Here is a 26,433-nt window from a genome sequence, read left to right as displayed (position 1 = left end):
AGCGCCACATTCCACATTACCAGGAATGTGCCGCGACTGCTCAGCTACCGAAGTACGTATTGCAAAACTCTGGCGGACCGACACATCCGTTGGCCGGGTTCGTGGCAGGCATTGCACAGCCTGCGAGAAGCAGCCCCATCGAAACTGCGGTCGCAACATAGATGACCGCACGCTTTAGCCATGTAGATCGATTCATGGGATTTAGATACTTTATTGATGCGCGAAGACGGTCGAGTTGAGCGTGGCTAGCTGGCCATCACGCTCCGCTAGCATGAGTTCCTGACGAACCTGCGTACGCGTCTTTTCCATCGCCGGTTGATCTTGTGGGGACGTCCATTCTCCATTCTGTGCCGGGCTCCCAGTTTGAGCGATTTGCGCGCCGTTGTTGGCGGGCTGCGCAGGCGCCGGGGTTTGCGCAAAGACGGAAATAGAAGCCGAACCGGCGATGAGAACAGTAATCAGATAGTGTTTCATTTGATGGATTCATTCGATGTGTGAATAGGAGAGCAAACTTTAAATTGAGGCGTTACATTCGCCCAGTCGTGAATGGGTCAAAGGCGCGCTCGAAAGGATCAATCGGTGACAGGTGGCGTCAGTTCGCGACGCTTTACCAAAGGGGCAACCGACTTAGGAGTTGGCTACGCCAACTCGTGCGCACTTGTGGCGGAAAATTGCAAAGTCAAAGACATGTCGATCTATCACCTTAGTGTGAAAGCGGTGTCGCGGTCGGCGGGTAGCAGTGCAACGACTGCCGCCGCTTATCGTGCTCAGGTTCAGATCGCGGATGCCAGTATCGGGCACGTCCACGACTACACGCGTCAACGCGGTGTCGTGTCCGCAGCCATGAACGGATCGCTTCAATGAAGCGGGAGCGACCCCGGCGGGATGGGCTACCGCGCAGAGTTAGAAAGCCGTCTACCTGACTCGGCAGATCCGTATCGATGTCCGATGCTTCAAGGCCGGGAAGGGACGAGGTATTTGCTCTCCCGGCCCGGGCAGTTCGGAAAGCGCGCGCGGCGAGTCTATGAAATCACACCCGTTGAGCGGGAAACCCCGGGCCGACGCCACGATCAAGGTCAAGGAGCTGTTCGGTGAACTGTTCTGGCAAGGTCGCTGACGAGTCATCGCTCTCGACCAGACGCCTTGGCACGCTCGCGCGGTTGCAGATGGTGCGGCCCAGGCAATATGGCCCGCACAGGGACGAAGCGGCACCATGCTCATCGAGGCACGCGAGGGTATGGAGGTCGCCCGGCCGCGGTATTCATCAGGCTACCGAAACCGTGGTGTGGATTTGCGGCGAAGGTGACGCGTTTCCACCCGCCGCACTCTGTGCCACATCCTATGGAGGACTTGTCGGATTCTTGAGCGTTCGTGGAAGACGAGGCGGCGGCCCAGGCTAACGTTCAAATTGAACTATCTATTCGCGCGCATCCGGTAGGCATTTCTTAGTCCGAACCCCGACTGCGGGACGAAGCAGGCTATCTGCTAGCAAAACGATTTATGGACGCAAAGGGCTCCGGCTGCGCCGTTATAGAGAGGTGGCGGCTGATTCTTCGAAGGCGTGGTGCGATAGGAAATGTTTCGACTTTCGGGCGCTGAAATCGGATGGCATGTGACCCTTTGCCGTCGCCTTCCGAGGTTCACGGCCGAGGTCCTATCCAAATCCGACGTTGGCGTTACGATGAGAGGATTTCGTAATGAGGCCGACCTACGATATGACTCAGGTCCATGACGGCGGGCGTTGCCAGCGTAGGGGTACATTGCATGCGCGTCGACGCTTGCGTCCGCCGAACGCCAGGCCAACTTCGATAGTTGTGTGCAGACGCCCGAGCCTGAGAGCCGTGGCAGCCGATCCGGCCCGGCCCCGCGCAAGTCACATCCGGTCCCCGTCACCACTTATCGTTGTCGTCAATCTCGAAGGCCGCGTTGCGGCCGAAGCAGTGGGAGGTTCACATGAGCATCGCTGCAGTCGGGACCCCGAACGTGCGGGGCGTCGACATGAAGCTTGAGGTCATCGTCATCCCTGTTTCTGACGTCGATCGCGCCAAGCGCTTTTACGGCGGCTTGGGGTGGAGGCTTGACGCCGACTTTGCCTCCGACGATGGCTATTTCCGCGTAATCCAGTTCACGCCGCCCGGTTCCGGGTGTTCGGTCATCTTCGGCAAGAACGTCACAGCGGCCACACCCGGCTCCGCACAGGGGCTGTACCTGATCGTCTCCGACGTCGAGGCAGTTCGTAAGGAGTTGCTGGAACGTGGGGTCGAGATGAGTGAAGTATTTCACGATGCCGCTGGCGCGTACGCCGGCCCGGATGATCCCTATCTGTTCGGGCGGATCCGCATTAGCGGTCGGGACCCCGAGCAACGCAGCTATCGCTCGTTCGCCTCGTTTAGTGATCCGGACGGCAATGGCTGGCTGTTCCAGGAGCTCACACATCGAGCGCCCGGTCGCCTGGACACAGACGCCACGACCTTCACCTCTACGGCGGATTTCGCGGCGGCGCTCCGGCGGGCAGAGGCGGCGCACGGCGAGCACGAGAAGCGGACCGGCGGCCAACGCGACGAAAATTGGCCGGACTGGTATGCCGAGTACATGGCAAATGAGCAGGCAGGCAAGGACTTGCCTTTGTGAGCGGCACCTCTGATTCTTCAACCGGCTCTTCTGCGCAGTAGAGGTCCCTGACGTGCAAGCTGGCGCGACCCGAGACCGCTTGAACGCAGCGCGGGTCTACTCATCGCCTCAGGAGAAGCACCATGCCCGATTCTTCGCAACTCGACATCGACCGAACCAATCCGGGCCGGTGGACGGTCACCTTCAGCAACCCGCCGATCAATATGTTTGTGCCTGCAACGATCGACGAATTTGCGGTGTTAATGACCGACCTCGAGGCGGACCCGTCAGTGAAGGTCGTACTGTTTCAGTCGGCGAATCCCGATTTTTTCGTCGCCCATCTCGACGTAGCCAGGGCAGCCGAACGGCCGGAGGTGCTGGGCCTGTGGCGCGACTGCGTGCTGCGCCTCTCGTCAGCGCCGGTCGTGAGCATCGCCAAGATTCGCGGCCGCGCGCGCGGCATCGGCAACGAGTTCGTGCTGGCCTGCGACATGCGCTTCGCCAGCCGGCAGAATGCGATATTCGGCAACCCGGAAGTCGGCGTCGGCCTTGTACCGGCCGGCGGGGCGCTGGAATGGCTTCCGCGCCTGGTCGGCCGGTCGCGGGCACTTGAGATTGCCCTCAGCGCTGACGATTTCGACGCCGACATCGCCGAACGCTATGGCTGGGTGAACCGCACGCTGGACGATGCCGACCTCGACTCCTTTGTCGATACGCTTGCCCGACGTCTGGCCTCATTCGACCGTGAAACGCTCGGCGCGGCTAAAACCCAGATCAATCGCTTCGGAATGCCAACGGCTACCGAACTCCAGTCGAGCATCGACCTGTTCTTCCCGGCCCTGGCCTCGCCAAGTGGGCAAGCCCGGCGCGCCAAGCTCAGGAACCTGGCCTACGGCGTGCCGAGCGACTTCGAAATGAATTTCGGCAGGTACCTGCCTACGCTTGGGCAGGCGGGCAACGATGACAAAGATCTGCCGCTCACCGGCGCGCCGAAGGGTTGAGCCTCTGCGAGCAATCCGTGCTACCCCCGCCAGCAGAGGCATTCGCACCCAGGTCTCAAGGGGCCGCAGGCGGCCTCTCAGCGATCCGACATGCGAAAGGATGAGATATGAAGATCGAAGGTTCTGTTGTTTTCGTGACTGGCGCGAACCGCGGGCTTGGGCTTGAGTTCGCGAAGCAGGCGCTCGAAAGAGGAGTGCGCAAGGTCTATGCGGGCGCGCGCAATCCGGCCAGCGTAGCGCTGCCGGGCGTCGTGCTCGTGAAGCTTGACGTGACCTATCCGGCGGCCGTGGCCGCTGCCGCCGACACGGCGCGCGACGTCACGCTTCTGATTAACAACGCGGGCATCGCTCGGCTTGGCAGCCTGACGGACGACGGCGCGCTCGACGCGTTGCGCGATCACTTCGAAACCAACGTGTTCGGCATGCTGTCGATGTCGCGGGCGTTCGCGGGCAACCTCGCCAGCAACGGCGGCGGCGCGATCCTGAACGTGCTGTCTGTTGCGAGCTGGATAAACCGGCCGATCCTCGCCGGTTACGGCGTGTCGAAGTCGGCCGCGTGGGCGGTGACCAACGGCCTGCGTCATTCGCTGCGCGAGCAGCACACGCAGGTGGTCGGGCTGCATGCCGGATTTATCGATACGGATCTGACGCGCGTGCTGGAAGTGCCGAAGGCGACGCCGGGCGACGTCGTGCGTCAGGCATACGACGCGATCGAAGCTGGGGCGGAGGAAGTGTCCACCGACGAGTTCACGCGGCAAGTGAAGGCCGGACTGTCGGCAGGCGTCTATCTGGACGCACCGGCGCCACAGTGAAGGCGCGGAAGCCCCTGTCAGTCAGGCCGCACGAGGGTGATATTGATCATGCTGCCAAGTTTGCAACCGCCGGCATGGCACCTGTGGCTCCGTTGAGCTCACGGATGATGCAACCGGACGACTACCCGTTGCTTGATGTCCCCACCTTGAGCCTATGACCGGGCACCAGGCCGCCTCGAGTCTTGGCGGATCACCATGCGATGGCCGCCCGGTGCCTGGCAGCCTGAGCGGGAAACGCTCCGGGGTTCGCCCCCTGACGGGCCGTACGGCTGGCCGCGATAACGCGGCATTATCAGCGCCGCTGACCGCCCGGCTGGCCGCAACCGGCGGGACGGCGGTCCGGAGATCCTTACTTGTGACGGAGCGGCCAATCGTTGCCGGGCTTGGGAGTATGGTTGCGCGTCGCTTAGGGACCGCCCGTCTGACCGGTGAATTCAGATATCGGACATCAGCGAGTTCCGGTGTCCAGTGTCATCTGGACAAGCAGCGCATACTTCTCCCCGGCAATACCGGAGCGCCTCCCTCACTTCTCGCTAACGAGTGCCAGCAACTGGTCGCGCAGCAGGGCCGTCGTCCGGTCAACCTCTTTGGGAGTAAGTCTTTCCATGTAGGCCGCCGTCAGCAGGGTGAGGGGATGGACGCCCAGCACGTCCGCGAGCTGCTCGATCTTTCCCAGTGTTGGTGACTTCAGACCCCGCTCGACCGTACTGATGTAGGTGCGGCTGGATACCAGTCCGAAATCTTCCTGGGTCACGTTAGCGATCTCCCGAAGCTGTTTCAGTGCTTTGCCCAGCGTGGCATTGCGGCGCATGCAAGTCCTCCGATAAAGGATTAGACGAACTCATTGAGAATACTAAAGGGCTACAACCTATAGTGTTCATTTGATTTGATTCACCGTTCTTTTTATGAACCACCGGAATCCGGCGAGCATTTTGCGGCTGGTGCCTCCAGAGGCGCTCGCGAGAGTCGGATCAGTGAGTCTGCAGTGACGGTAACCTGTGGCCGAAATCCTGTGGCGTCTGGAATTCAAGAAAATTAAGGGAAGGTTGATGTCAGTGACGGATACGGGCTAATTCGAGTCTCACCCGATCGGGCGGGACTGGTGAAACCTTTTCAGGCGTAATGCCGCGCCGGGTGCATGGAGGAGACGGTCAGCTTTCTGGTCTTCGCCGCAGCGCAGTGGTCCGTCGTTGCGGTAACCAGGCAGGGGCGACGAAAGATGCCGGTGCGATGGATTCACATTGGCGTCGCGTCGGCGAGTCGGAAATTTGAGTTGATGTTCTATGTTTGTAGCAAGTGAAAATAACCGTTTGCCTTCGTCGGCAGTCGCTTTCCAGCCCGAGGGCGCAGGCGTGTGGGGGGTGATCTCGCAACTGGTTCCGCGGGGCGTACTCATCCTCCGGGTCTCGCCGCGGCGCTCGCGGGACATGCCGGCGATCGTGATGATGGACCTGACCGGAAGCGCGCCGTCGCTTGACCCAGTTCGCTGACGGCGATACCGTGCTGCGCGGCGCCGCCGTGCTGAGCACGCGCCAGGCCCGGGAGGTCGAGCAGTGGACCCTCGAACCGCTGAGCGAGATCCGGGTAGGGGCGACCGAATACGATTCCAGCAGTGGGCGCGACCTTCCACCGCCGGATGGATCCGGAGTGGTTCCGGTCCCTTCCGCGTGGTGTGCAGGTCTGGGGCGACGTATGCCGGCGCGAGCCCGATGCGTGGCTCGCGCTCGACGATGACGACGCAGGCTGGCCGGCGGTGTGCCGGAGCCATCTGGTGCGCACCGATCCGGTGCTGGGCATCAGCGCGCCGGCGGTGCTCATGGAGCTGCAGACGCGGCTCGCGGCGCTCCACCGGTCAGGCGAGGACTAGCCGTGATAATCCGCCTTATCACGGCCAGCGCGCAATCGTTACGGCCGACGCGGTTCTGTGAGGGACTGACATGAGCAGGCGCAGACGACCGGTGCAGTTTCCGGACGAGCCATCCGAAGCACTGCGGGCGCGCCTGCGGCGTTTCGCGCAGGCGACAAACGACGAGGCGCGTCAGGCTGCCACCGTGCCGTTTCCCGCGCATGCGAGCGTGCTCGCCGGTCCGCTCCGTCGTCGTCCCGCGCGCTCACCGGGCGCCGGGCCGCAGCCGGCCGGCGGCGTGGGACCGGCTGCGGACCCGGACGACGACGGTGGGCAATGAAGAATCTGGCGGCGGCGTGGATGGCCAGTGGCGCGCGACAGCGTGCGGGTGGTCCAGGTCGCCTCAATATGAAGCAGGAGCGAACAGATGCTGAATGTCGAACGGACCGGTCGCCGCGCCGGGCCGCCGTGTCCCCGGAACGCGGGAAGGCGCGCCCGTCCATGACCGATACCCGATTTCATGGCGCGCTGGTGCATCCGATCCCGAGCGGGGCTGCGGGGGGCCAGGACAGCCGCTATTTCATTGACACCGAGTTCACCGATTTCCGGCGCTGCCAGCTGATCAGCATCGCCGTCGTGGGCGAGAACGGCCACGAGTTCTACGGTGAACGGACCGACTTCGATCCGGCACTATGCAGTGACTTCGTGCGCACGGTCGTGCTGCCGCAATTGGGGCAGTTCGACGGACGCGCGATGCCGTTTGACCAGTTGTGCGAGGCATTGCGCGCCTGGCTCGTGGGCATACCGGGCGACTGCGGGCCGGAGCGCTCGCCGATTATGCGGTGGTCCTGGACGATGCGGTACTCGGTGAGGTAGGGGAGCGGGCGATCGCGCGCAGTTATCCGAGATGGGCCACCAGCGTGTGGGACCTCGTTGCGCGCTGTCTTGCAGCCGCACTGAATCAGGGTCGCGAAGGGTTGCCGCCGCGACCGGCACAGCCAGAGGTCACGGTTCGCGTGAACGACGCAGGCTTCCACTATGTTCGTCTTGACGAAATTCCCGAGCCCGCCCGAACGTTCTTCGACCAGGCACTCTCCGGTTCGGGCATCCCCAATCACGGCTGTGCTTACGCGCACGCCTGGTTCGACTCTCTTGGCGGTCAACGCTGATGGAATGGGTCGACGCACACGCGACTAGAGGTCCTGGCCTGTGAGCGGCGCGGATCGCGTTTCTGGAATGCGGGACGGGCGGACAGCCCTGCCTGAGGGATCTATCCCCGGCAGGGAAATCCTGCGCAAATGGTCACCGTGTGTGTCGGGCTGGCCACTCCAATGACTTTTGCCCGGCCTGGAAGGTGGCTGTGTCCGCCGGAAGACCCGCGATCGGCGTCTTCGGCTCCGCCCGGCGCGGCGGTGCGCCGGTGGCCCGACGGGTTTTCCGGCGCTATCCGTGCATGGCGCTGGCCACATGGTCCCGGGCGGCTTCAACCACAGCCGATGGAACCGTCGCCAGGCATTCGCGCGGGCGTCTGCCATGTAACAGGCTGTTGGTCGATTCGAACCACGAAGCAATCCGCAATGGTGCGTAGCCCGCGAAAACGCCCAGAATTTCGTCAACCTCAGGGATCGGCGTGCCGGACTCATCGAAGAGATACCGCGGGTACAAGGTCTGGCCCGCCCGCTCAATGGCGAACACGCGGCCTTCATCCTTCCACCGGCCTGCTGCCACGTGCATATCTGTCGCGTCCGGCTCCTGCTGTTCGCCCAGCGTCGGCCCCATCAACCATTGCGTGCCGTTGAGCACCGCTTCGAGCGCTTGTGCCTCCAGCGACGCGCGCATCGGCGTCGGGGTACCTGGTTGTGTCATGGTCATTTGTCATCCTCCCGATGGGCAGGGCCGCGATATCCCTCCTTCATGCCACATGGCAGGGGCCGTGTGCGTGCACAGCGACTGGGTGCCCGGCGCAGTTGCCCGCGCCAATCGCTTCGCCGTTGTGCCAGACGGCGATGGCGCGCCTGCGGTACCGATGGCACAAGTAAAGCCCCCGCGCATTTTCTGGCAGAACGGCTCCATCCAGCTGGAATTCCCGGGCTTCTGAATCCGTCGATGTCGATGTGATGGGCGCGTCTAAATGGGAGGTTTCTCAACCCACGACAGCCGGTCACGCGGTCAGGCATCCAAGGGCAGCTGGCAGGGTGGTCCAGTCATCCACACCCGTCTGAATGAACTCACCTTGTTCCGCCATGATGATCCTACCCGCGAAGTCGCCGGGGAGCTGAGTCGGAGCGTGGGGACCATCGAGGCACACCAGGCCAACATCAAGGAAAAGCTGCATATTCGGAGCGGCGAGGACCTGATGCGCTTCGTCTTTCAGTGGATCAAGAGCCAATTGGGCCAGAGCTTGACCGCTGAATAAGGCAATCCCCTAGCCCCTTTTAGCAATTGCGCCTGATTCACGCGTTCGCGGCCAGTGCATACAGTGCAGTTGTGCCTGCCGGTGTGTCGCAATCCTTGGGCGGGGCAGGCAGGCGTAGCCCAAAATCTCGATGGGGGTCGCCGCCATGAACGCCAGACTTCCGCGAACCGATGTCGTTCTGATCTCCGCACCGTAGTGGCCCTCTGGATGGGCTGTGGGAGACAGGACTTGCCCATCCAGGCAGGGCCTTGAGCTGGCTTGCGTGTGCTACGCCGACGTTCTGATTGCAGATCAGAAAAATACTTCCAATATCCGACTCGACGGAACAACCAGCAGAACAGCCATCAACACCAGGAGAGCAAGTTGCCGGTGATGAAAATAGATCCAGGCTGAATGCCTGGGACCTATCCTGGAGCGGTCGCGATACAAAAAAAGGGAGATAACTCGGGAATAAAGGAAAATCTGCCCGGGTATTGCAAGAGCGTGCCGAGTCATTGCAAGAACCTTTGATGCTTTTCTAAGCGGCACGAAATCCCGGCGCAAACTGTGTGATTCGATCGGCGTCGGGCATGTCATGCATCATGCTGGAGAATACGATGAAAGCTCTGATTTTGATCCCTATTGCCGCATTGACGTTGTGCACCACGCTGGCCTATGCGGGTGACAACACTGACGTATCCAGCACGGCCTCCGACAGCAACGCAGCTATGACGTCGGACGCGGTCGGCGGCACGCCCGGGGGCGGTAGCATGAGCGGCGCCCCCCTTGGCAAGACTCGCGCGGAGGTCAAGCAGGAATTGCAGCGCGCCCAGCAGGACGGCACACTGGATCGCTTGAACGCGCTCTACGGCGGGCAGTGAGCCGATGCCCGGGATGCGTGTACGGAACGCGCCGCACAGCGTCCCGGGAGAATGGCAGACCCCGAGCTGACGGCAGCACGACCATGGCGAGCGGCACAACGATGAACACGACGGGACATCGCGTCGTCTGGACGTACTGCGGATAGCCGCAGTCTTTGACGCCATCGGCGCGTGCGCTCCGCTCAGATTCGCGCTTGAGCAGTCGACGCTGCCTCGCACCCCTGACCAGATGTCCGGCCCTTTCTACCCGTTGGAGAAAACGCCTGACCCGGGCGTTTAACACATAAAGTGGGTCCCTCGCGGCATATTTTATGCTCTGAATTTGGTTCGGTCTGGTATTCCCGTGGGGGCGCAATGAATCGTCAACTCGAAAAAGACATTGAACATCTTGAGCGCGTGATCTCGTTTATTTCCGCGGAATGCCACATCCCGCTGGCCTATTGGCGGCATCGGATCAACTCCGTATGGAGTGCATCGCTCGTGCCGTCGCAGGCAGGCCGCGTGAAAGGGCTCGACGAGGCACTGCGTTTGCTCGAAGCGCTCGAGAGGAGTTGACCTTCGGCGGAAGAAATGCCGCGTCACGTTTGACCATCCCGTTATGCACGTCTTGGGGAGTGGGGCTGCGGAAAAATGCTTGCGTATAAGCGAACAACGTTTACCCGGTACTAGTGAAACGTTACGTTACGTAGCAGGAGTGTGGGAAGTCACAGAACGGCCCGTAGTTTCTGCGTGCCCGAAAAAGTGAAATCCGTATCCTCGCAACACGTCGGCCGGACAGGACGGTGGCAGCCCAGCGAATCGCGATGAGCCGCGCGGCCGCCTCTGATCGGCCCGAAGCGGGCCGTCAGGGTATCGTGCAGGCAACGGCTGGCGTCGCATGCAAAACGGACATTCTTCATACGCGATATGCTGCGGACATTTCGTCAGCCACCCTTGCACATTGCTCGAGGCGGACTCAGCGAACAAAGGGGGCGTTGAAATTCTCGAGCGCGCCCTTCTCCATGTTTCCCGACAAGCCGGCAAGTCTGCGGTCCGTCGCCACAGGATTACCCGTCGAACGTACCGCCGGCCGCGCGGCGTCAAACTTCCGATCCCGCCGTGTTGGAGAGCGGTTGCGTACAGTTCCTCGCTGCGTCCTTGTTGACCAACAGCCGGTGGTCGCCTTGAATATAGAGAGATGGGGCCAGCCACGAATTTCCTGGAACGCGCGCGACCTAATCGTTTCTTTCGTCACAGGGAGAAGCGTATGTACGATCGCTTTGGGCAACGGCTGCTTCTCAGTCGCTGTGGCTGCTGCAATCCTTCGATCCCCGCCCCGGTCAATGAGAAAAGGCGAGGATTCCTCACCGGCGCCGCAGAGGTAGCGCTTTGCGCCGCAGCGATCGGGACTGGATGCCTTTCGCGCGCATTTGCGCAAGCGCCGGCTATCGTGAAGTCAGGCCTGATCGATGTACATCATCATCACATTCCCCCCTTCTATCTCGCTGAAAACCGTGAACGGATCACAGCGTCTTTCGGCGGCAAGCTCACTCCAGCGTGGAACACCTGGGCGCCCGAGCACGCAATTAACGCAATGGACGGCAGCGGTGTTGCCACCGCCATACTGTCGCTCACGACACCGGGCGTTTGGTTCGGTGACGCGCAGCAGGCACGGAAAACAGCTCGCCGGGTCAACGAGTATGCGGCGGATCTCGGCCGGACCTATCCGGGCCGCTTCGGGCTGTTTGCCGCCCTTCCGCTGCCCGATCAGGAAGGTAGTCTTCGCGAAATCGAGTATGCGTTCGACGTGCTGCAAGCAAACGGAATCGGTTTGCTGACCAGCTACGGTGACAGGTGGCTGGGCGATGCAGCGTACAGGCCTGTTTTCGAAGAGCTCGACCGCCGCAAAGCGGTGGTGTTCGTGCATCCCACCGTGCCATTCTGTTGTCGAACCTTGCTGGCAAACGTCCCACCGGTAGTGGACGAGATTCCGCAGGATACCGCGCGCGCCATTGCGAACCTGTTGTACACAGGCTCTTTCTCCCTATACAGAAACGTACGCTTTATCTTCACGCACGCGGGCGGCACCATGCCCATGATGTACGGACGTATGCTCGAGTTCCCTCCAGCAAACGTTGCGGAGAAGGCCCCTAACGGCATTGAGTACGAACTCCGTCGCCTCTACTACGACATCGCCGATACAGCCTTCGCTCCGGCGATCGCCGCACTTACCAGCTTGGTGCCGACGGCACAGATTCTTTTCGGGAGTGACAATCCCTACGCACCTTTAGCGGAGACAGTTCGCCGCATGAGGCAACTCGGCCTCTCTGACGCAGATTTGCTTGCCATCGGCCGGGAGAACGCGCTCGCGCTTCTGCCGCGTCTGACGCGGTGACAGCTTGCCCGACAGTGCTTGCCGAGCCGATACAACCACAGGTGCAGGCGCGATGATGGGAAGCAGCTTCGGCGGCTTTCTCCTACTGACCAAAGTCGTGAGTCCGACGGCAACTCGACTGCGGCTCGACCACGAACCTCGGCTGTCGACCCGGAACTGCCCCCCGACCCGGCGCGGACCCACCGGCTTCTTTTAAGAATTTACATCTGTCCTCAACAGCCGAAGGTCCGCAGTCAGGGCAAAACTCCCCCCGAATGTCCGCGAGTGGGTTTGGGTCAGCGACCGGACCCGGCCAAACCCGGTACGATACGGAGCTCGATCGATCGCTGATCGCAGCAGAGATGCGAGGGGCATGAAGCGACCCTAACCGGCCGTACAGCTTTCTCCAAAGCGGTCATTTAACGCTTGAATTCATCGGACTGCGCGGCATTTTGCGTAGGTCAGTTTGAATGATTGGTTAGCCGTCTGCTTATGCCATTCTCGACGCGGCATGCTTCACATGGAGGAATCAGGAGGCGGCGGGACCGGGAAATAGCCTCGTCGATTAAAGGCACGGTAATAGCCCTCTATCTGGTCGGCGAATGCACAGTTAATGGCGAGCAGTAGCGCCAAGCCAAGCTAAGCAAGAACGGGCGGTATAAAACCATTAGCAGCTAACGTTCGCCATGAACGGCGGCCTTTAGACCGACCGCTCGATGGAGGGGTTTGCGCCCGAAAGCAGGTGCAGCATAGCTTCCAGGCCAAGCACGTAGGCACAGTAGGTGACAGCATCGAAAGCCGTGACGGGGTCAAGGCTTATAAGCAATGGCCTCGATTTCTACCTTGGTGCCGACCATGTTCTTCGCCTGTAGTGTCGAACGTGACGGCTTGTTCTCGCGGAAGAACTCTCCGTAAATGCGATTGAATTCATCGAAGTCGCGAGCGTCTTCAAGCCAGACGGTTGTCTTCACGACGTCCTCGAGCCTGCAACCCGCGAGCGCGAGTACATGAGCGACGTTCTTCAATGCCTGACGTGCTTGAGCTTCTATCCCGCCACCGACGATGCTGCCGTCTTCGTCTCTGGCTACCTGACCGGATACAAACACAAAGTTGCCGGCCTTCGTCGCTAGCGAGCGTGGCAGAGTTTTTGTGCCCGGATTACTCTCAGCAAAGTATTCAATCGTCATTTGAATTACCTCCGCAAACTCGTGTCTGTTACGTCAGTGGCAATTGTATTGTCAACAATTTAGGCTGGTTCGTCGACCGTCCGCTTGTGGCCGATAGCACCAGTTCGCTGAGCGTCACACAGAGAAGACCTTTGAATCTTCAACGGCCGCTTTTCGCCGAGGTGGGTGAACGCGTACTACCGGCCATGAAGCGTCATTCGCTCGCCATGTCGCTCGGCCGTCCAAACGTCGGTTCAGCACCCATTAACGGCCGTTTGAGTTTCATCGCGCATGTTGCTGTCGTTCATGCATCCTCGGTGACGTCGCGCGTAAGCGCCAGTTCGGCGCACGGTCACAGTATCAGGAGATCTGGGTTCCTGATGCGCCAGCGAGCTCGTCGTCTGCTCACCGCGTCAGGCACGGGACGTCGGGCGGGAGTTGGAGTCACAGGCCCGTGCATGCACGGCATCATGCGTTGGGACTACCGGGAGGCGCTTCGACCGACCGGTGCAAAGGTCTCACGGACATACCTAGGCATGACGACTACATTGACGAGCTTTCTCGGCCCCGTCGAACACAATCGTGAAATCGGACAACTTGATGCTTTGCTGAAAGCTCGTGGTGCAGTCAATGCCGACATTGACGTCCTTCACCACATTCCCCCCTTGGTCGTGGCGGTAATAGAGGCGGTATTTCGGATCGGATGACCCGTGCATTTTCAGATGGCTTGCCGCGCTTCTTGCGCGTGAAAAATGCGGTGGGTTGTGCCTGACACATTTATCATGAAAGCGGCAGCGAAGCAGACCCGCCAGCGAAGCAAACCCGCAATACGCAGCCTTTCATCAAATCCTCACGCAGATGTTATCGGCGTTACCACTTATCGTAAATGCACATGTAAGAACTTATGGTCCGCGCGGCTGCGGACGGTTTCGAGAGACAACCAAGGCGATCGTCGCACTTCGCAACAATCTCATCGAGTCGGTCCAGCACCAGGAATGAGGGGTGTCGGACGCCCCGATCGACGTCACGCGCGCACGCGCCGCGCCTCATCCGAAAATCCGAAATGAGGCGCGGCGCGTTTTTATTCGAGCTCGTACTTTTCGCGCACCAGACGCCCGATCCCCATGCGGTCGAGGATCGCGAGCGGGCACAGGAAGGTCACGCGCACTGTGCCGGGCAGTCGACTGATATCGATCGAGCCCGTGATCGTCGCCCGATTCAGGACTTCTTCGTACGCGAGCCCCGTCACGCCCGCGGCGCGCCGCAAGCCGTTCTCGGTGGCCTCGTTCAGGTTGGCGCCGCTGCCGATGAACGTGATCGGCCCGCTCTCCTCGATCTCGCGCTGACCCCAGCGCGCGCCGAGCTCGGCCACCTTTTGCCGCTGCAAGGCGCTCATCGGACGCGCCATCGGCGGCAGGTCGTCGAAGTTCTGCAGCAGGATCGGTCCTTCGAGCGCGAGGTTCTTGATGACCTCGACGGTGATCTCGGTTTCGCCGGACACGTCGGTCGCGTGCCCCGCGATCTCGCCGTTGCCCTGTTGCGCGTGCATGTCCCCGAGATACACGCCGGCGCCCGGCACCTTGACGGGGCAAATCAGGATGCAACCCTCTCGGACCGAGTTGGTGTCCATGTGCCCGTCAGTCTTGGCCGCGTGCAGTTCCTCGCGCGTCAGCGCGTAGCGATGCGGCGCGCCGACCAGGTACTGGCCGAAATCGGCGCAGTTGTGCGAGTCGGGGATGTCGCGTGAGGGCGTCGTGCCGATGTTGCCGAGGAACGGGCGCATGTGCGCTGCCACGCCCGGGATGTCGGCACGCGCGAGCGACAGGATCGAATGCTGGGCCGCAAGCTCGGGCAGAGCCGACATCAATGGCGCGTTGCCTGCCAGGCCATTGGCGACCTCCTGATTGACGGTCACGCTGACCTGGTTTTCCTGATCGAGGACGATCACATAGCCATGCTTGAAGCGAAAGGCGCTGACCTCGGCGCCGCAGTGATCGCAGCGAATGGCGTCCTCGCCGATGCCTTCGACATAGCTCGCCGGGTGCTCCGTGCCGCACGCCGGGCAGAACTTGGCGACGAACGGGTCGCCGTGGTAACGGCCCTCGACGAATTCCATCATGCCCGAAGACGTCGCAACTGACGTGACGCGCAGCCGTTCAATCCTTAGCGCGACGGCGTCGCCGACCTCGGCCCCGGCGATGGCGACCGGTTGCGTCACCTCGTGGCCACCCTGGAAGGCCGGCGTGATCATCGGCCCCCAGCAGCCGGGCGGCGTGCTGGCGATCAGCGTGCCGCCGTCGGCGAGCGGACCTAGCATCGTCTGGCTGGGCCCGATGAGCCCGCTCGTGTAGGAAACGACACGCAGCCGTTTGACAGGCGGCTGCACCGTGATGGCATCGGAAACGAGGGTCGTCATGTTTGCTCTCCACGTGCCGCATCAAATGCGGCGTCTGTTTGTTTGACAGAGGAGCACGATCGCTCGTGGGGCCGATCGTGCGGGCTGGGGTGATTCGTCGTTCGCGCTCGTGAGGGGCCGGAGATCCAGATTTCGTCTCTCAAGGGCGTGTACGGGGCATTTACGTCGTATCGACACCGGTGATGAGCTCGCTGCCGAGCCAGCCGGCGAGCAGCGCGCCGTCCTTCACGATGCCGCCGGCTTCGCCCACCCGCGCGACGAGCATGTCGCACAGTCCGGTGAAAGTGCTGCCGGCCTGAATGCGGCGCAGCGCTTCGTTTTCGAGCGCGTCGACGCGTTACAGGCATGTTGATGGACACGGTCGCGCTTCCAGTCCTCTGTCCAGATGCCTGAAAGCGCTGCTCGTACCGGGCGGAGCTATGCATTAGCGCCGGCGATTCAAACGCTTCGCCGTACCTGTCGCCGGCCTCATGGCGTAGCCCTGGGCCCGAACCCCGAATATGCCTTCAGTGCAATGACCTTCGGAGGCTGAAGGAAGCCGGACTTCACCAGGGGCAGGGCAGAGAAGACAGCATCCAGAGTTTGTGGAGCATCGCCTTCCGCGATGATGCATGCGCCACCATCGCCGCGCAGCCAGATCTGCCTGACGATGCCATCGCGGTAGAGTTGCCGGATGACCTCCGACTCGGCTTCGCGCTCTTCCTGTGTGGGCGCGTCCATGGGGGTGGGAGTGGTGAGGGAAACCAGAACAAGAAATTGCATTGGATATCTCCTGCGTCAGAATAGCTTTCCAAGTGAAAGACGCTCGCGCACAGCCGCCTGCAGCCGCCAGCCGACCGCGCTCCGGCCACGTCGCTTCACTCGCGAAGCGCAGCGTCAGCGCGGCGGACATGGGTGTCTCCTTGCACGTGTCGAAAGCGGTACGTTACTGGCCACGATAGATGTCGTCGAACCCGATCGGCGCAGTGGCGAACGAACGGTCGCGCGTCGCGCGGAAACCCGACTCGGCACTGCCGTTCATCGACGGACCATAGGACGTTGTAGTGACATCGTGCGAGCGATGGAACACATGGGGCGCCGCGACCGAGTAGTTCGCGGGTTCCGGATAGCGCGTGTTGCTCTGCGGAATCTGGCCGGACTGTTCCGCAGCGACGAGTTCGGCGCGAACCTGGGCGCGCGTTACCGTCGATTGGGATTGGGCGTGGCTGGCAATCGGCAGACCAAGTGTAGCCACGATAAGGAATGCTTGATAAATGCGAGTCATGTTGAGCACCTTTTAGAAACGTTGACGTCCGCAACGAATTAACGGGTTAGGGATTTGCACCCGCGCAGCGATGGTGCGGGCGGGTGCCTGTTGGCATCAGGCCTTCGACGGTTCGCCGTCCACCAGCCGCCAGAGGCCGCGCGGGTTGTCGTGCCGGAGCGCCTCCGGCAACAACTCGTCGGGGAAGCCTTGGTAGCAGACGGGCCGCAGGAAACGTTCGATCGCGCTCATGCCAACCGACGTGAAACGGCTATCGGAGGACGCCGGAAACGGGCCGCCGTGAATCGATGCGCAGGACACTTCCTGCGGATGCGCGAAGGCATTGATGACGATGCGGCCAGTGCGGCGTTGCAGGACCGGCAAGAGCCGCGCAGCCAGCGCATGATCGGGGCGTTCGATATGCATCGTCGCCGAGAGCTGGCCACGGAACTGCCTGGCGAGGGCGATCAGTTGCTCGTCGTCCCGTACGCGCACCAGCAGTGCCGCAGGGCCGAAGACCTCTTCCGACAATGCCGGCTCTTCAAGCAGGCGCGAGCCGTCAACCTCGAAGAGGAATGCCTGCCCATCCCACTCGCCTTGGGGAGGACCACCCGCCGCGATCTGTTTCGCCCCCGCGGCGAGCTGACGGGCCACATTCTTCTGGTACGCCATGTTGATGCCGGGTGTCAGCATGGTGCGAGAGGGCATCGCGTTGATGCGGGCAATCAGCGCTTCCTTCAGTTCGCTGTAGCCGATGCCGTCGACGGCCAGCAGGATCGCGGGCTTCAGGCAAGCCTGGCCTACGTTCACCAGCATGCGTTCGGCGAAGCCGTCGCCAATCTCGCTGCCACGCGAGAAGAGCGCGATGGGCAGCACGAAGGTGGGATTGACGCTGGTCATTTCCGTGAAGACGGGGATCGGATCCGGACGCTGCTGGGCGCGCCGGAATAGCGCCATGCCGCCCGCCTCGGAACCTGTGAAGGTCACGCCCTTGATCAGCGGATGATCGACCAGCGCTTCGCCGATCGCATTGCCGTCGCCGCGCACCAGGGAGAAGACGCCTTCACGCAGGCCCGAGTCCTTAACGGCCTGCTGGATGACGCGGCCCATGATTTCCGATGCGCCCGGATGGGCGTTGTGCGCCTTCAGGATGACGGGACAGCCGGCCGCCAGCGCGGACGCCGTGTCGCCGCCCGCGACTGAGTACGAGATCGGGAAATTGCTTGCCCCGAAGATGGCAATCGGACCGAGGCCGATCTTCTGCATACGGTGATCCATGCGTGGCCGAGGTAGACGCTCTGGCTGGGCGGGATCGACCGTTGCCTGTCGAAAGCGTCCCTGACGCACGACCGTGGCGAACTGCCGGAACTGCGTGGCCGCCCTAGCGGCCTCCGCTTCGAGCTGCGCGGCCGGCAAGCCGGTCTCCAGCGCGGCGCGTAGGGCCAGTGCCGGGGCATTGGCGTCGAGCCCATCGGCAATGCGCTCCAGGAACGCCGCACGGACTGCCAGGCTCGTGTCGTTGTAGCTGTCGAACGCTTCGTCGGCCAGTTGCACCGCGCGGTCGACTTCTTCGATGCCGCCAAAGACGAAGTCAGGCGCGAAATTGAGATTGGTTGCGGGATTGAGCGCCTGCATCGCGCCCGCCGTGGCGCGAATTTCCTGTGCGCCAATCAGGAGATTGCCGGTCAGTTTCACGCTGGGCTCCCTTGCGTTTCCGTTGCCACAGGCAGGGCGGCAACCAGTTCGGACGTCGTCAGGATTTCATGGGCAAACGTTGGCCCGTTCAGATGGTGCGCGGCGTGCATCATCTCCTTGCTGAAGGCTGCCGTCGCATCGCGCACGAGCGTCACGTGATAGCCGAGTTCCATGGCAAAGCGCGCCGTGGATTCGATGCAGGTGTTTGCCAGAAGGCCCACCACGATCACTTGCGTAATGCCTTGCTGCTTGAGCTGGAAGTCGAGGTCGGTATTGGCGAACCCGCTCTGCCCCCAGTGTTCCTGGATGATGATGTCGCCGTCCTGCGGCACGAAATCCGGATGCCATTCTCCACCCCATGTACCCTTCGCGAAGGTATGACGTTGCTGTATCAGACGTTGCGTCGGATTCGGGTGGTCCCAGTTGTCGTAGTCGCCGGGCTGCCAGCGCCGATGCGGTACATAGAACACCTGGATGCCCGCCGAGCGTGCGGCCGCCACCGATGCGCGCAGGTTGTCGAGCAGGCGGACGTCGTCAGCAACGTCCCTGAGCAGCGGGAAGACCTTGCCTCCATGGGAAAGGAAATCGTTGTACGGATCCACCAGCAACAGGCCGGTTCGCGCCGTGTGATAGAGAGGATTAGACATTTCAGTACTCCTTCAGAAACATATGCGACCGGGGTCGCGTGTCGCAGTGGCGCCCGACTGCCTGGTTTGGGATGCGTGACGTCTCGCGCATCGGTACGAGCCAGTATAACTATGAATTTCATAGTGTCAAGAGCTACAAGACATCCGGGCGAACTGACGCGACAAGCACAAGCACAAACGCGTGGACCGTGATACTATGAAATTAATAGTTACTATTGGAGCGTCATCATGGCATCGGCAACGGATGAGAAGGCGGATACGGTGTGCCCAGTGGCGCGCTCGGTCGATGTGGTGGGCGACCGCTGGACGATCCTGGTACTGCGGGAGCTGTACATGGGCGCAACGCGGTTCGAGGAGATACAGATCCAGACCGAAGCAACGCCACAGATGATGGCCTCACGGCTGAAGGCGCTTGAAGCGGATGGCATGGTCGAACGTCAGCCGTATAGTGACAAGCCGTTGCGCTACGAATACCGCCTGACGGACAAGGGGTGGGCGTTCCATCCTGTGATCTACGCGCTGCGCGCATGGGGTGAAATTTGGTGCAAGGATACGGATGAGGAAGTGGCGATGCATTTCGTGCATCGCGAATGCGGTCACGACGTCGGGCTTGCCAACGTATGCCCGCACTGCGGGAAGCCAGTCGAGCGCAAGGACCTGGACGGCTCAATGGGCAACGATTACGCGACGGAACGAGCAGCGCGACGTGCTTCCTTCACGCGGAAATGACGGGAAATCACGAAAGGCGGCACGAGACACCCATGACGCCTGTGCCATGAGAGCACGCCTCACTCTGACGGGAACAGAAGTCCAGAAGCGAATCGGCCGGTTACCGGCTGACTCTTGATATCCGGCACTTGGCACACCTTCCGCTCGGTCAATTGAAGTTACAAGGTCGCCGTTCAACTGAGGCGGTCTTCGACTGATCCCGCCACCTTCACGCTCCCCGAACCTCCCGCGACACGCGCAGCGCATTCCCGACCTGCAGATCGTCCGCCGCACCGCCGATGTAGCGTCGCTCATGCTATTGGCGGCGGCTGTATCAAATCCTCTTCGCTTTTTCACACGCCTTCGGCAACGGTGAGTGCACTGCCACTGGATACCGTCTCCGCCTTTTCCATCGCCGGCGCCACCCCTGATCTCGCGCGGTTTCATCGGTCGTCGGTCGCTGCTATCGCAGCTGCGACACCACCTCGGTCCAACTACCGTTTGAGCACGAATCACCGCAAAGCATTGTTTTTCTTGACACTATGTTTTTCATAGTTATACTCGAACGTACCGATGTGTGAGACGTCACGCACCGTCCGTCTTGAGCAGTCGGCGCCACTGCGAGAAGCAACTTTGTACTCAATGACTTTCCGAATCCTAAGGAGGACAAAGGGATGTTCAGTCATGTAGTGGTCGGCACCAACGACCTGGAAAGAGCCAAGCAATTCTACGATGCCGTTCTGGGCACACTCGGCTATGGCAAAGGCCTGCTCCGGGCCATAGGCGACTATATCTATCTCTCCGACAATGCCGTGTTCATCGTGACCCGGCCGCTGGATGGCCGGCCGGCCACCCCTGCCAATGGCGGCACGATCGGCTTCACTTGCCAGTCGACCGAGCAGGTGGAAGCCCTGCATGCCGTCGCGCTCGCCAACGGCGGCAAATCGGTCGAGAACCCGCCTGGGGTACGCGACACCGAAGCGGGTCCGCTGTATCTCGCCTATGTGCGAGATCCGGATGGCAACAAGCTCTGCGCCCTGTATCGCATGCCTGTCTGACGGGGTCGACAGCGACGAAGGCTCGTCCGAACGTCTTTAGCCACGGGGCATTCAACGGCCCCTGCCGCAAGTCCGCCACGAAGCGCGGGCGGACCCATTCCGGATATCGCATCAACCGATAACCGGCCAGCCAATCCACTTACAAGCTGTGCACTCAGTGGGGAAACGCCACTGAGTATCAGGACTCCTTAATCTATCCACTTACCGAGGAATTTGTCATGCAAGATGAGCCCAACTTCAAGCGTCGTCGCTTTTCCGCAGCTGCGGCGGCAAGCATTACCGCGGGATCGCTCGGACTTTTCGGTCTTTCACAGAATGCAAGAGCCCTGACTACCGGTGCGCCACATCCGGGCAGTGACGGGGTTGCCGTTTATCCGTTTCATGTGCATTTTCCGGAATCGAAGCTTGTCGAATTGTGTCGGCGCATCAGGGAAGCAAATTGGCCTGAACGGGAAACGGTTTCGGATGACTCCCAAGGCGTGCCGCTCGCGACCATGCAGGCACTCGCTCGCTATTGGGCGACGGACTACGACTGGCGCAAGGTTGAGGCGAAGCTGAACGCACTGCCGCAGTACATCACTGAAATCGATGGGCTGAACATTCACTTCATTCACGTTCGTTCGAAGCATGAAAATGCCTTGCCGCTGGTCGTCAACCACGGATGGCCCGGCTCGATCATCGAGCAGCTGAAGATCATCGATCCGTTGACCAATCCCAAAGCCCATGGCGCGAGCGTATCGGACGCTTTCCACGTGGTGATTCCGTCGATGCCGGGCTATGGGTTTTCAGGCAAGCCGACGGCCACCGGCTGGGGTCCCGAGCGCATGGCCAAGGCGTGGGCAGTATTGATGAAGCGCCTCGGCTACACGCGCTACGTCGCCCAGGGCGGTGACTGGGGTGCGTTTGTCGTCGACCAGATGGGCTTGCAGGCGCCCACGGGTTTGCTCGGCATCCACACCAATATGCCCGCGACGGTTCCAGCCGACGTCGACAAGGCGCTCCAGATCGGCGCCCCGGCGCCAGCCGGCCTGTCAGCGGAGGAGAAGCGCGCCTACGAGCAGCTCGCCCTGACGTTCAAGGAAGTGGACTACGCCCGGTTGATGGGATCGCGTCCGCAGACGCTCTACGGCATTGCCGATTCACCCGTCGGCCTGGCCGCGTGGCTGCTCGACCACAACGATGCCGATGGCCAGCCGGCCGCGGCGGTCGTCTCGGCTCTGAACCGGACCACGAGCGCCACTGGCGAACTGACGCGTGACGAGATCCTCGACAACATCACGCTGTACTGGCTGACCAATACCGGAGTATCCGCGTCTCGTCTCTACTGGGAATACAAGGGCGGCTTTTTTAACGCCAAGGGCGTCAAGATCCCGGTGGCCGTGAGCGTGTTCCCCGGCGAGCAATATCAGGCGCCGCGGAGCTGGACAGAGAAGGCCTACCCCAACCTGGTCTACTACCACCGGGCCGAGAAAGGCGGCCACTTCGCCGCGTGGGAGCAGCCGACGATCTTCGCTCAGGAACTTAGGGCGGCGTTCAGGCCGCTGCGCTGAGCTAGTGGACGCGGACGGTCTTCCCCTCGCCGTCCGCGTCCTCACCCCACGAATTCTAAAGGCGTGTCGGCAGCCTTCTGCTGCCTTGCGCCGCTCAGGAGATTGATCATGTTCGGACTTTATTCGCTGATTGGCAGACGCAGTCGTCTTGCGGTTTCCGCATGGGTCGCGGCAGCCATCGGCATTGTTCTTCCCGCGGTCGCCGCGCACGCCGAGACAACACTTCCTGCGTCCGGTGGCGTAGAAGTCGCTGCCCAGCCGCCCATCACCTCGAACTCCGGCGCAGCGACGGCGCAGGCCTCCGTGATCGGGGTCGCCGCAGCGGCGTCGAGCGCAGACGACACGTCGATCCGTCCGTTCCCAAAAATCCACGTGTCCGACGAGGCTCTCGCGGACCTGCGTCGGCGGATCGCCGGGACAAAGTGGCCCAGACAGGGAACGGTAACGGATGCGTCGCAAGGCGTGCAGCTTGCAACGATGCGGGAGCTAGCGAGTTATTGGCAGTCGGATTACGACTGGCGCAAGGTCGAAGCAAGGCTGAATGCCTTGCCGCAGTTCGTGACGACCATCGACGGGGTGGACATTCACTTCATCCATGTTCGCTCGAAGAACAGGAATGCGTTGCCGGTGATCATCACGCACGGGTGGCCAGGCTCGATCGTCGAGCAGTTGAAGATCATCGATCCGCTGACGAATCCAACGGCCCATGGCGGGCGTGCATCGGACGCTTTCGACGTGGTGATTCCGTCGCTGCCAGGCTACGGGTTTTCAGGGCAGCCCACCACACCCGGTTGGGACCCTGCTCACATCGCACGCGCGTGGACCGTGCTGATGAAGCGCCTCGGATATAAACAGTTTGTGGCGCAGGGCGGCGATTGGGGTGATGCGGTATCGGAGCAGATGGCACTGCAGGCGCCACCAGAATTGCTCGGCATTCACACCAATATGCCCGCTACTGTGCCGGACGATGTCGCAAAGGCACTTCAGTTGGGCGGTCCCCCGCCGGCCGGCCTCTCGTCCGACGAGAAGCATGCCTACGACCAGCTCGATTTCTTCTACAGGCATGGCCTGGGCTACGCCCAGGAGATGGCAAATCGCCCGCAGACGCTGTACGGAATCGAGGACTCGCCTGTTGGCCTCGCCGCGTGGATGCTCGATCACGACGCGCGCAGCTATGCGCTCATTGCGCGCGTCTTCGACGGTCAGAGCGAAGGCCTGACGCGAGACGACATACTCGACAACATCACGCTCTACTGGCTGACGAACACGGCGGTCTCTTCGGCTCGTCTCTATTGGGACAACAAGCTCGACTTCTTCGCCCCGAAGCACGTCACCATCCCGGTGGCCGTGAGCGTCTTTCCTGACGAGATCTATGCGGCACCGCGGAGCTGGACGGAGAGGGCCTATCCCAGGCTCATCCATTACAACAAGCTCGATAAGGGCGGCCACTTTGCCGCGTGGGAGCAGCCCCGGCTCTTCGCCGAAGAGCTACGCGCGGCCTTCAGGCCGCTGCGCAACGAGTGACGTCCCAAAGCGCGGAGGGCTCGGCGCTTCGGGATTCAAGGTCCAGATGCCGCCGGGGCTCCAATGCAATTACAGGATCCCCATATGAAATCGAATCGAATCATTGCGGCCGCCGGTTCTGATCATCGGAAACAGCCTAGCGTTCTCGCCGATGCAGCAGCCCGCAGGCATCGGCCGCACCGAGGCCCACCGGCACGTGCGCGCCGGAATGACCCATTCCAGATCGCCGCTTTGTCTTGCTGCCCGGGTACCTCATTTGCTCGCTTGATCTACCGAGTGACTCGACAAGATCAATGACCGCTGTGCCCTCTGAAGCCGCCGTTCACGTCGCGCCAGTTCCAACGGCCGAAGAGGGTCGAACAGAGACTTTCGGGCAGCCGAGGCACGGATGCGGACCTCGCGTGAGCATTCGCGGCGCGCTTTGCTGATCTACACTGCTAATAGCGGGGCGGGAACAATGCTTGCGTGTCGCAAGTCAGATCAGCAGAAGGGTCCCAGACGTCTGATCCTTCCCGCCGGGTTTGTGCTGTTCGGCCATGTCGCGCTCCTAGGTATCAGCCGGCAGCACGACGGCATCGTCACTCGAAGGACGAAACGACTTGACGACGAGACGCCGGGTGCGGCCGCATGCCACCGGGCGGGCTGCCACCATCGTAGTGAAGGACACGTACTATGCGAAGAGCGCCTGGAACAAGGTCAATACTTCCCACTCTGGTGCTTTTGCTCGCCGGCTGCGCCGTCGGCGGCAGGCCGTATGCCGGGCCGCACCTCAGTCCAACAGAGTGCCGCGACCTAGCGGCGCTCAGGACCAACGCGCCCCCTACGATGGCGCAACACCATAGCGAACTGGCTGCCCTGAGGAAAGCGGGCTACGACCCGTCACCTTGGTATGACCCATATTACCCGGATGACCTACAAGCGGCACAGCGGCTGGTCGACTACTGGTTCCAAACGGAGTGCCAGCAGCCTCAACCCAGTTGAGAAGCCAAGGCGAATGCGGACCACTCCAGGCCGAGCGCGTATTAACTGCACGTCGCATCGCGGCAGTGATCCCTTGGCGCGTGCGGTGGAACTCATCCAATGGTCCGCGGGCAACGAGTTCATCCGACGCGGCACAGTTTTGATTGTCCACTGGTCCGACATTGGAGAAAAATTGCCTGCGACTGTGAACGAGCCCGTCGCCGCCGGCACGGCAACATTCAACCGTTACACCGTGACCCGCGTAGTTGAAGCACCGCGATTGACTGCCATTGGCGAGCGCGTCATGGTGAGCACGACCGTTGCGCCGACGAGCAGAAGGATGCCCGCGATGCCGAATGCCCAGTCATAACTGCCCGTCGCGTTGATCACGTAGCCCGTTGCGATCGGGGCAATCATGCCGAAGATGTTGCCGCCGACGACAACGAAGGCCATCGCCTTGGCCACATCGCGCGAGTTCGGAAGAAGATCGTTCAGCAAGGCGAAGTTTAATGACGTGGTGGAGGCGATTCCGGTTAGCGTGATCGAAAAAACCAGCAGGAGTGCAATCAGGTTCGACGTAAATGGCACGGCGAGGATAGCTGCGCCTGTCAGCATGGCGAGTGCAACAGCATTACGGCGGCGACCCGTGCCCACGCCGCTCTTCTTGAGGTATTGATCGCTTAGGCGGCCGACCAGAATGCAAAGCACGACGGCCGCGGCATACGGCACAGCGGAGAATAGTCCCGTGTGGGTGATGCTCAGGTGCCGACTGGTCTGCAGATAGCTCGGCAACCAGGTCAAAAACAGATACTGCGTATAGACGTTACAGCCTTGGGTAATCGCGAGTCCCCAGAGGGTCGGTGTGCGCAGCAACGACAGCAGACCCGAGGGCTGAGGCACAGCGTCAGACGTGAAGGCGGGTTTCGAATCCCGCTCGCGCACAATCTTGTCGCGTTCCTCGTTTTTCAACCAACGCACTTTCTCGGGCGCGTCGAAGAACATCAGCCACGCCGCGAGCCAGACAAAGCCGGTCGCACCCGCGACGACAAACGATATACGCCAACCAAACAATGCTATTAGCGAGCCGAGCATGACGGAGCAGATCGCTGGTCCCGCATAGGAACCGCTGTTGAACATCGAGGTGACCATCCCCCGTTCGTTTGCGGGGATCCACTGGCGGATGACCTTCGCGCCCACCGGATTGCTCGTCGATTCCCCCGCTCCCATCACCAGCCGTGCGGCCATCAAACCGAAGAAGCTGGAAGCGACACCAGTCAATGCCGTTGCCGCGGACCAGACGAAGATACCTACTCCGGCCATGCGTTTGGTGCCGAAACGGTCGATGAGAACGCCCATCGGCAACAGGAAGAGCGCGTAACTCCAGATGAACGAAGAAAACAGATACCCCATGCCGACCGCGGTCAGCTTGAATTCGCTCGCGATCGGTTTGGCCGCGATCGACAGGGCGATGCGGTCCATATAGTTGATCATCGAAAGTGAAAAGAGAAAGAGGGCGATCCAGCCTCGGCGATACGACATGGTTGTCTCCGTAGATTCTTGAGAATCTC

26 protein-coding genes are annotated in these 26,433 nt (G+C 61.5%); 16 read left to right on the top strand and 10 right to left on the bottom strand.

Annotated features, from left to right (window positions below):
* Window positions 1–210 precede the first annotated feature (210 nt).
* Window positions 211–474 carry a DUF4148 domain-containing protein gene (locus A6V37_RS16445; RefSeq protein WP_064270228.1) on the bottom strand — a complete coding sequence of 88 codons (264 nt, stop codon included), beginning with the start codon at window positions 472–474 and terminating at the stop codon, window positions 211–213.
* A gap of 1,479 nt (window positions 475–1,953) precedes the next feature.
* Here A6V37_RS16445 and A6V37_RS16440 point away from each other — a divergent pair.
* The 3 genes from A6V37_RS16440 to A6V37_RS16430 all read left to right on the top strand — a co-directional run bounded on the left by A6V37_RS16440 (window position 1,954) and on the right by A6V37_RS16430 (window position 4,423).
* Window positions 1,954–2,631 carry a VOC family protein gene (locus A6V37_RS16440; protein ID WP_064270244.1) on the top strand — a complete coding sequence of 226 codons (678 nt, stop codon included), beginning with the start codon at window positions 1,954–1,956 and terminating at the stop codon, window positions 2,629–2,631.
* 122 nt (window positions 2,632–2,753) lie between these two features.
* The gene (locus A6V37_RS16435) at window positions 2,754–3,611 is read left to right on the top strand and encodes an enoyl-CoA hydratase/isomerase family protein (RefSeq protein WP_064270230.1); all 858 of its coding nucleotides are present in this window, start codon (window positions 2,754–2,756) and stop codon (window positions 3,609–3,611) included.
* A 107-nt stretch (window positions 3,612–3,718) separates the two neighbouring features.
* Window positions 3,719–4,423: an SDR family oxidoreductase gene (locus A6V37_RS16430; RefSeq protein WP_064270231.1), complete on the top strand. Its 705-nt coding sequence runs from the start codon at window positions 3,719–3,721 to the stop codon at window positions 4,421–4,423.
* 523 nt (window positions 4,424–4,946) lie between these two features.
* Here the strand turns inward: A6V37_RS16430 and A6V37_RS16425 are convergent.
* On the bottom strand, window positions 4,947–5,234 hold the full coding sequence (locus A6V37_RS16425) for a helix-turn-helix domain-containing protein (protein WP_064270232.1): 288 nt from the start codon (window positions 5,232–5,234) through the stop codon (window positions 4,947–4,949).
* Window positions 5,235–6,035: 801 nt separating this feature from the next.
* Here A6V37_RS16425 and A6V37_RS16420 point away from each other — a divergent pair.
* The 3 genes from A6V37_RS16420 (at window position 6,036) to A6V37_RS16410 (ending at window position 7,145) form a co-directional block, all read left to right on the top strand.
* Window positions 6,036–6,290, top strand: coding sequence for an HAD domain-containing protein (locus tag A6V37_RS16420; RefSeq protein WP_131799910.1), 255 nt, complete (start codon window positions 6,036–6,038; stop codon window positions 6,288–6,290).
* Between the two features lie 70 nt (window positions 6,291–6,360).
* On the top strand, window positions 6,361–6,609 hold the full coding sequence (locus A6V37_RS16415) for a hypothetical protein (protein WP_131799911.1): 249 nt from the start codon (window positions 6,361–6,363) through the stop codon (window positions 6,607–6,609).
* A gap of 161 nt (window positions 6,610–6,770) precedes the next feature.
* Window positions 6,771–7,145, top strand: coding sequence for a 3'-5' exoribonuclease (locus A6V37_RS16410; protein ID WP_242665886.1), 375 nt, complete (start codon window positions 6,771–6,773; stop codon window positions 7,143–7,145).
* Between the two features lie 567 nt (window positions 7,146–7,712).
* Here the strand turns inward: A6V37_RS16410 and A6V37_RS16405 are convergent.
* Entirely contained in the window at window positions 7,713–8,141 is a 429-nt protein-coding gene (locus A6V37_RS16405) for a hypothetical protein (protein ID WP_131799912.1), read from the bottom strand.
* 259 nt (window positions 8,142–8,400) lie between these two features.
* Between A6V37_RS16405 and A6V37_RS40085 the strand changes: the two genes are divergently transcribed.
* The 4 genes from A6V37_RS40085 (at window position 8,401) to A6V37_RS16385 (ending at window position 11,919) form a co-directional block, all read left to right on the top strand.
* The gene (locus A6V37_RS40085; RefSeq protein WP_082902802.1) at window positions 8,401–8,685 is read left to right on the top strand and encodes a LuxR C-terminal-related transcriptional regulator; all 285 of its coding nucleotides are present in this window, start codon (window positions 8,401–8,403) and stop codon (window positions 8,683–8,685) included.
* Window positions 8,686–9,281: 596 nt separating this feature from the next.
* Window positions 9,282–9,545, top strand: coding sequence for a DUF4148 domain-containing protein (locus A6V37_RS16395; protein ID WP_064270245.1), 264 nt, complete (start codon window positions 9,282–9,284; stop codon window positions 9,543–9,545).
* 354 nt (window positions 9,546–9,899) lie between these two features.
* Window positions 9,900–10,100: a hypothetical protein gene (locus A6V37_RS16390; RefSeq protein WP_064270237.1), complete on the top strand. Its 201-nt coding sequence runs from the start codon at window positions 9,900–9,902 to the stop codon at window positions 10,098–10,100.
* A 691-nt stretch (window positions 10,101–10,791) separates the two neighbouring features.
* The gene (locus A6V37_RS16385) at window positions 10,792–11,919 is read left to right on the top strand and encodes an amidohydrolase family protein (RefSeq protein WP_064270238.1); all 1,128 of its coding nucleotides are present in this window, start codon (window positions 10,792–10,794) and stop codon (window positions 11,917–11,919) included.
* 788 nt (window positions 11,920–12,707) lie between these two features.
* Here the strand turns inward: A6V37_RS16385 and A6V37_RS16380 are convergent.
* The gene (locus tag A6V37_RS16380) at window positions 12,708–13,085 is read right to left on the bottom strand and encodes a RidA family protein (protein WP_064270239.1); all 378 of its coding nucleotides are present in this window, start codon (window positions 13,083–13,085) and stop codon (window positions 12,708–12,710) included.
* Window positions 13,086–13,600: 515 nt separating this feature from the next.
* On the opposite strand from A6V37_RS16380, the gene A6V37_RS16375 reads away from it, so the two are divergent.
* Window positions 13,601–13,771 carry a hypothetical protein gene (locus tag A6V37_RS16375; protein WP_157447881.1) on the top strand — a complete coding sequence of 57 codons (171 nt, stop codon included), beginning with the start codon at window positions 13,601–13,603 and terminating at the stop codon, window positions 13,769–13,771.
* 374 nt (window positions 13,772–14,145) lie between these two features.
* On the opposite strand, the gene A6V37_RS16370 is transcribed toward A6V37_RS16375, so the two are convergent.
* The 5 genes from A6V37_RS16370 to A6V37_RS16350 form a co-directional block, all read right to left on the bottom strand.
* Entirely contained in the window at window positions 14,146–15,480 is a 1,335-nt protein-coding gene (locus A6V37_RS16370) for an acetamidase/formamidase family protein (protein WP_064286138.1), read from the bottom strand.
* Window positions 15,481–15,948: 468 nt separating this feature from the next.
* On the bottom strand, window positions 15,949–16,242 hold the full coding sequence (locus A6V37_RS16365; RefSeq protein WP_064269324.1) for a hypothetical protein: 294 nt from the start codon (window positions 16,240–16,242) through the stop codon (window positions 15,949–15,951).
* A gap of 163 nt (window positions 16,243–16,405) precedes the next feature.
* A complete protein-coding gene (locus tag A6V37_RS16360; RefSeq protein WP_064269323.1) occupies window positions 16,406–16,744 on the bottom strand; it encodes a DUF4148 domain-containing protein in 339 nt (112 codons plus the stop codon).
* A gap of 96 nt (window positions 16,745–16,840) precedes the next feature.
* A complete protein-coding gene (locus A6V37_RS16355; RefSeq protein WP_064286137.1) occupies window positions 16,841–18,418 on the bottom strand; it encodes an aldehyde dehydrogenase (NADP(+)) in 1,578 nt (525 codons plus the stop codon).
* Window positions 18,415–19,065, bottom strand: coding sequence for a cysteine hydrolase family protein (locus tag A6V37_RS16350; protein ID WP_064269321.1), 651 nt, complete (start codon window positions 19,063–19,065; stop codon window positions 18,415–18,417). The genes A6V37_RS16355 and A6V37_RS16350 overlap by 4 nt, the downstream gene beginning before the upstream one ends.
* Before the next feature lie 228 nt (window positions 19,066–19,293).
* Between A6V37_RS16350 and A6V37_RS16345 the strand changes: the two genes are divergently transcribed.
* The 5 genes from A6V37_RS16345 (at window position 19,294) to A6V37_RS39220 (ending at window position 24,886) form a co-directional block, all read left to right on the top strand.
* The gene (locus A6V37_RS16345; RefSeq protein WP_064269320.1) at window positions 19,294–19,794 is read left to right on the top strand and encodes a winged helix-turn-helix transcriptional regulator; all 501 of its coding nucleotides are present in this window, start codon (window positions 19,294–19,296) and stop codon (window positions 19,792–19,794) included.
* 653 nt (window positions 19,795–20,447) lie between these two features.
* Complete coding sequence (locus A6V37_RS16340) at window positions 20,448–20,831, top strand: VOC family protein (RefSeq protein ID WP_064269319.1); 384 nt, start codon at window positions 20,448–20,450, stop codon at window positions 20,829–20,831.
* 218 nt (window positions 20,832–21,049) lie between these two features.
* On the top strand, window positions 21,050–22,381 hold the full coding sequence (locus A6V37_RS16335) for an epoxide hydrolase family protein (protein WP_064269318.1): 1,332 nt from the start codon (window positions 21,050–21,052) through the stop codon (window positions 22,379–22,381).
* 63 nt (window positions 22,382–22,444) lie between these two features.
* Complete coding sequence (locus A6V37_RS16330) at window positions 22,445–23,905, top strand: epoxide hydrolase family protein (RefSeq protein ID WP_242665837.1); 1,461 nt, start codon at window positions 22,445–22,447, stop codon at window positions 23,903–23,905.
* Between the two features lie 672 nt (window positions 23,906–24,577).
* Complete coding sequence (locus A6V37_RS39220; RefSeq protein ID WP_075643507.1) at window positions 24,578–24,886, top strand: DUF4148 domain-containing protein; 309 nt, start codon at window positions 24,578–24,580, stop codon at window positions 24,884–24,886.
* Window positions 24,887–25,111: 225 nt separating this feature from the next.
* Here the strand turns inward: A6V37_RS39220 and A6V37_RS16325 are convergent, their stop codons facing one another.
* Window positions 25,112–26,404: an MFS transporter gene (locus tag A6V37_RS16325; RefSeq protein ID WP_064269317.1), complete on the bottom strand. Its 1,293-nt coding sequence runs from the start codon at window positions 26,402–26,404 to the stop codon at window positions 25,112–25,114.
* Window positions 26,405–26,433 lie beyond the last annotated feature (29 nt).

Origin of the sequence: Paraburkholderia ginsengiterrae (assembly GCF_001645125.1) — a bacterium.
In the GTDB taxonomy this organism is placed as follows: Bacteria; Pseudomonadota; Gammaproteobacteria; order Burkholderiales; family Burkholderiaceae; genus Paraburkholderia; species Paraburkholderia ginsengiterrae.
Note: the sequence above shows the minus strand (reverse complement) of the source record. Positions and strands in the feature narration are given on the sequence as shown.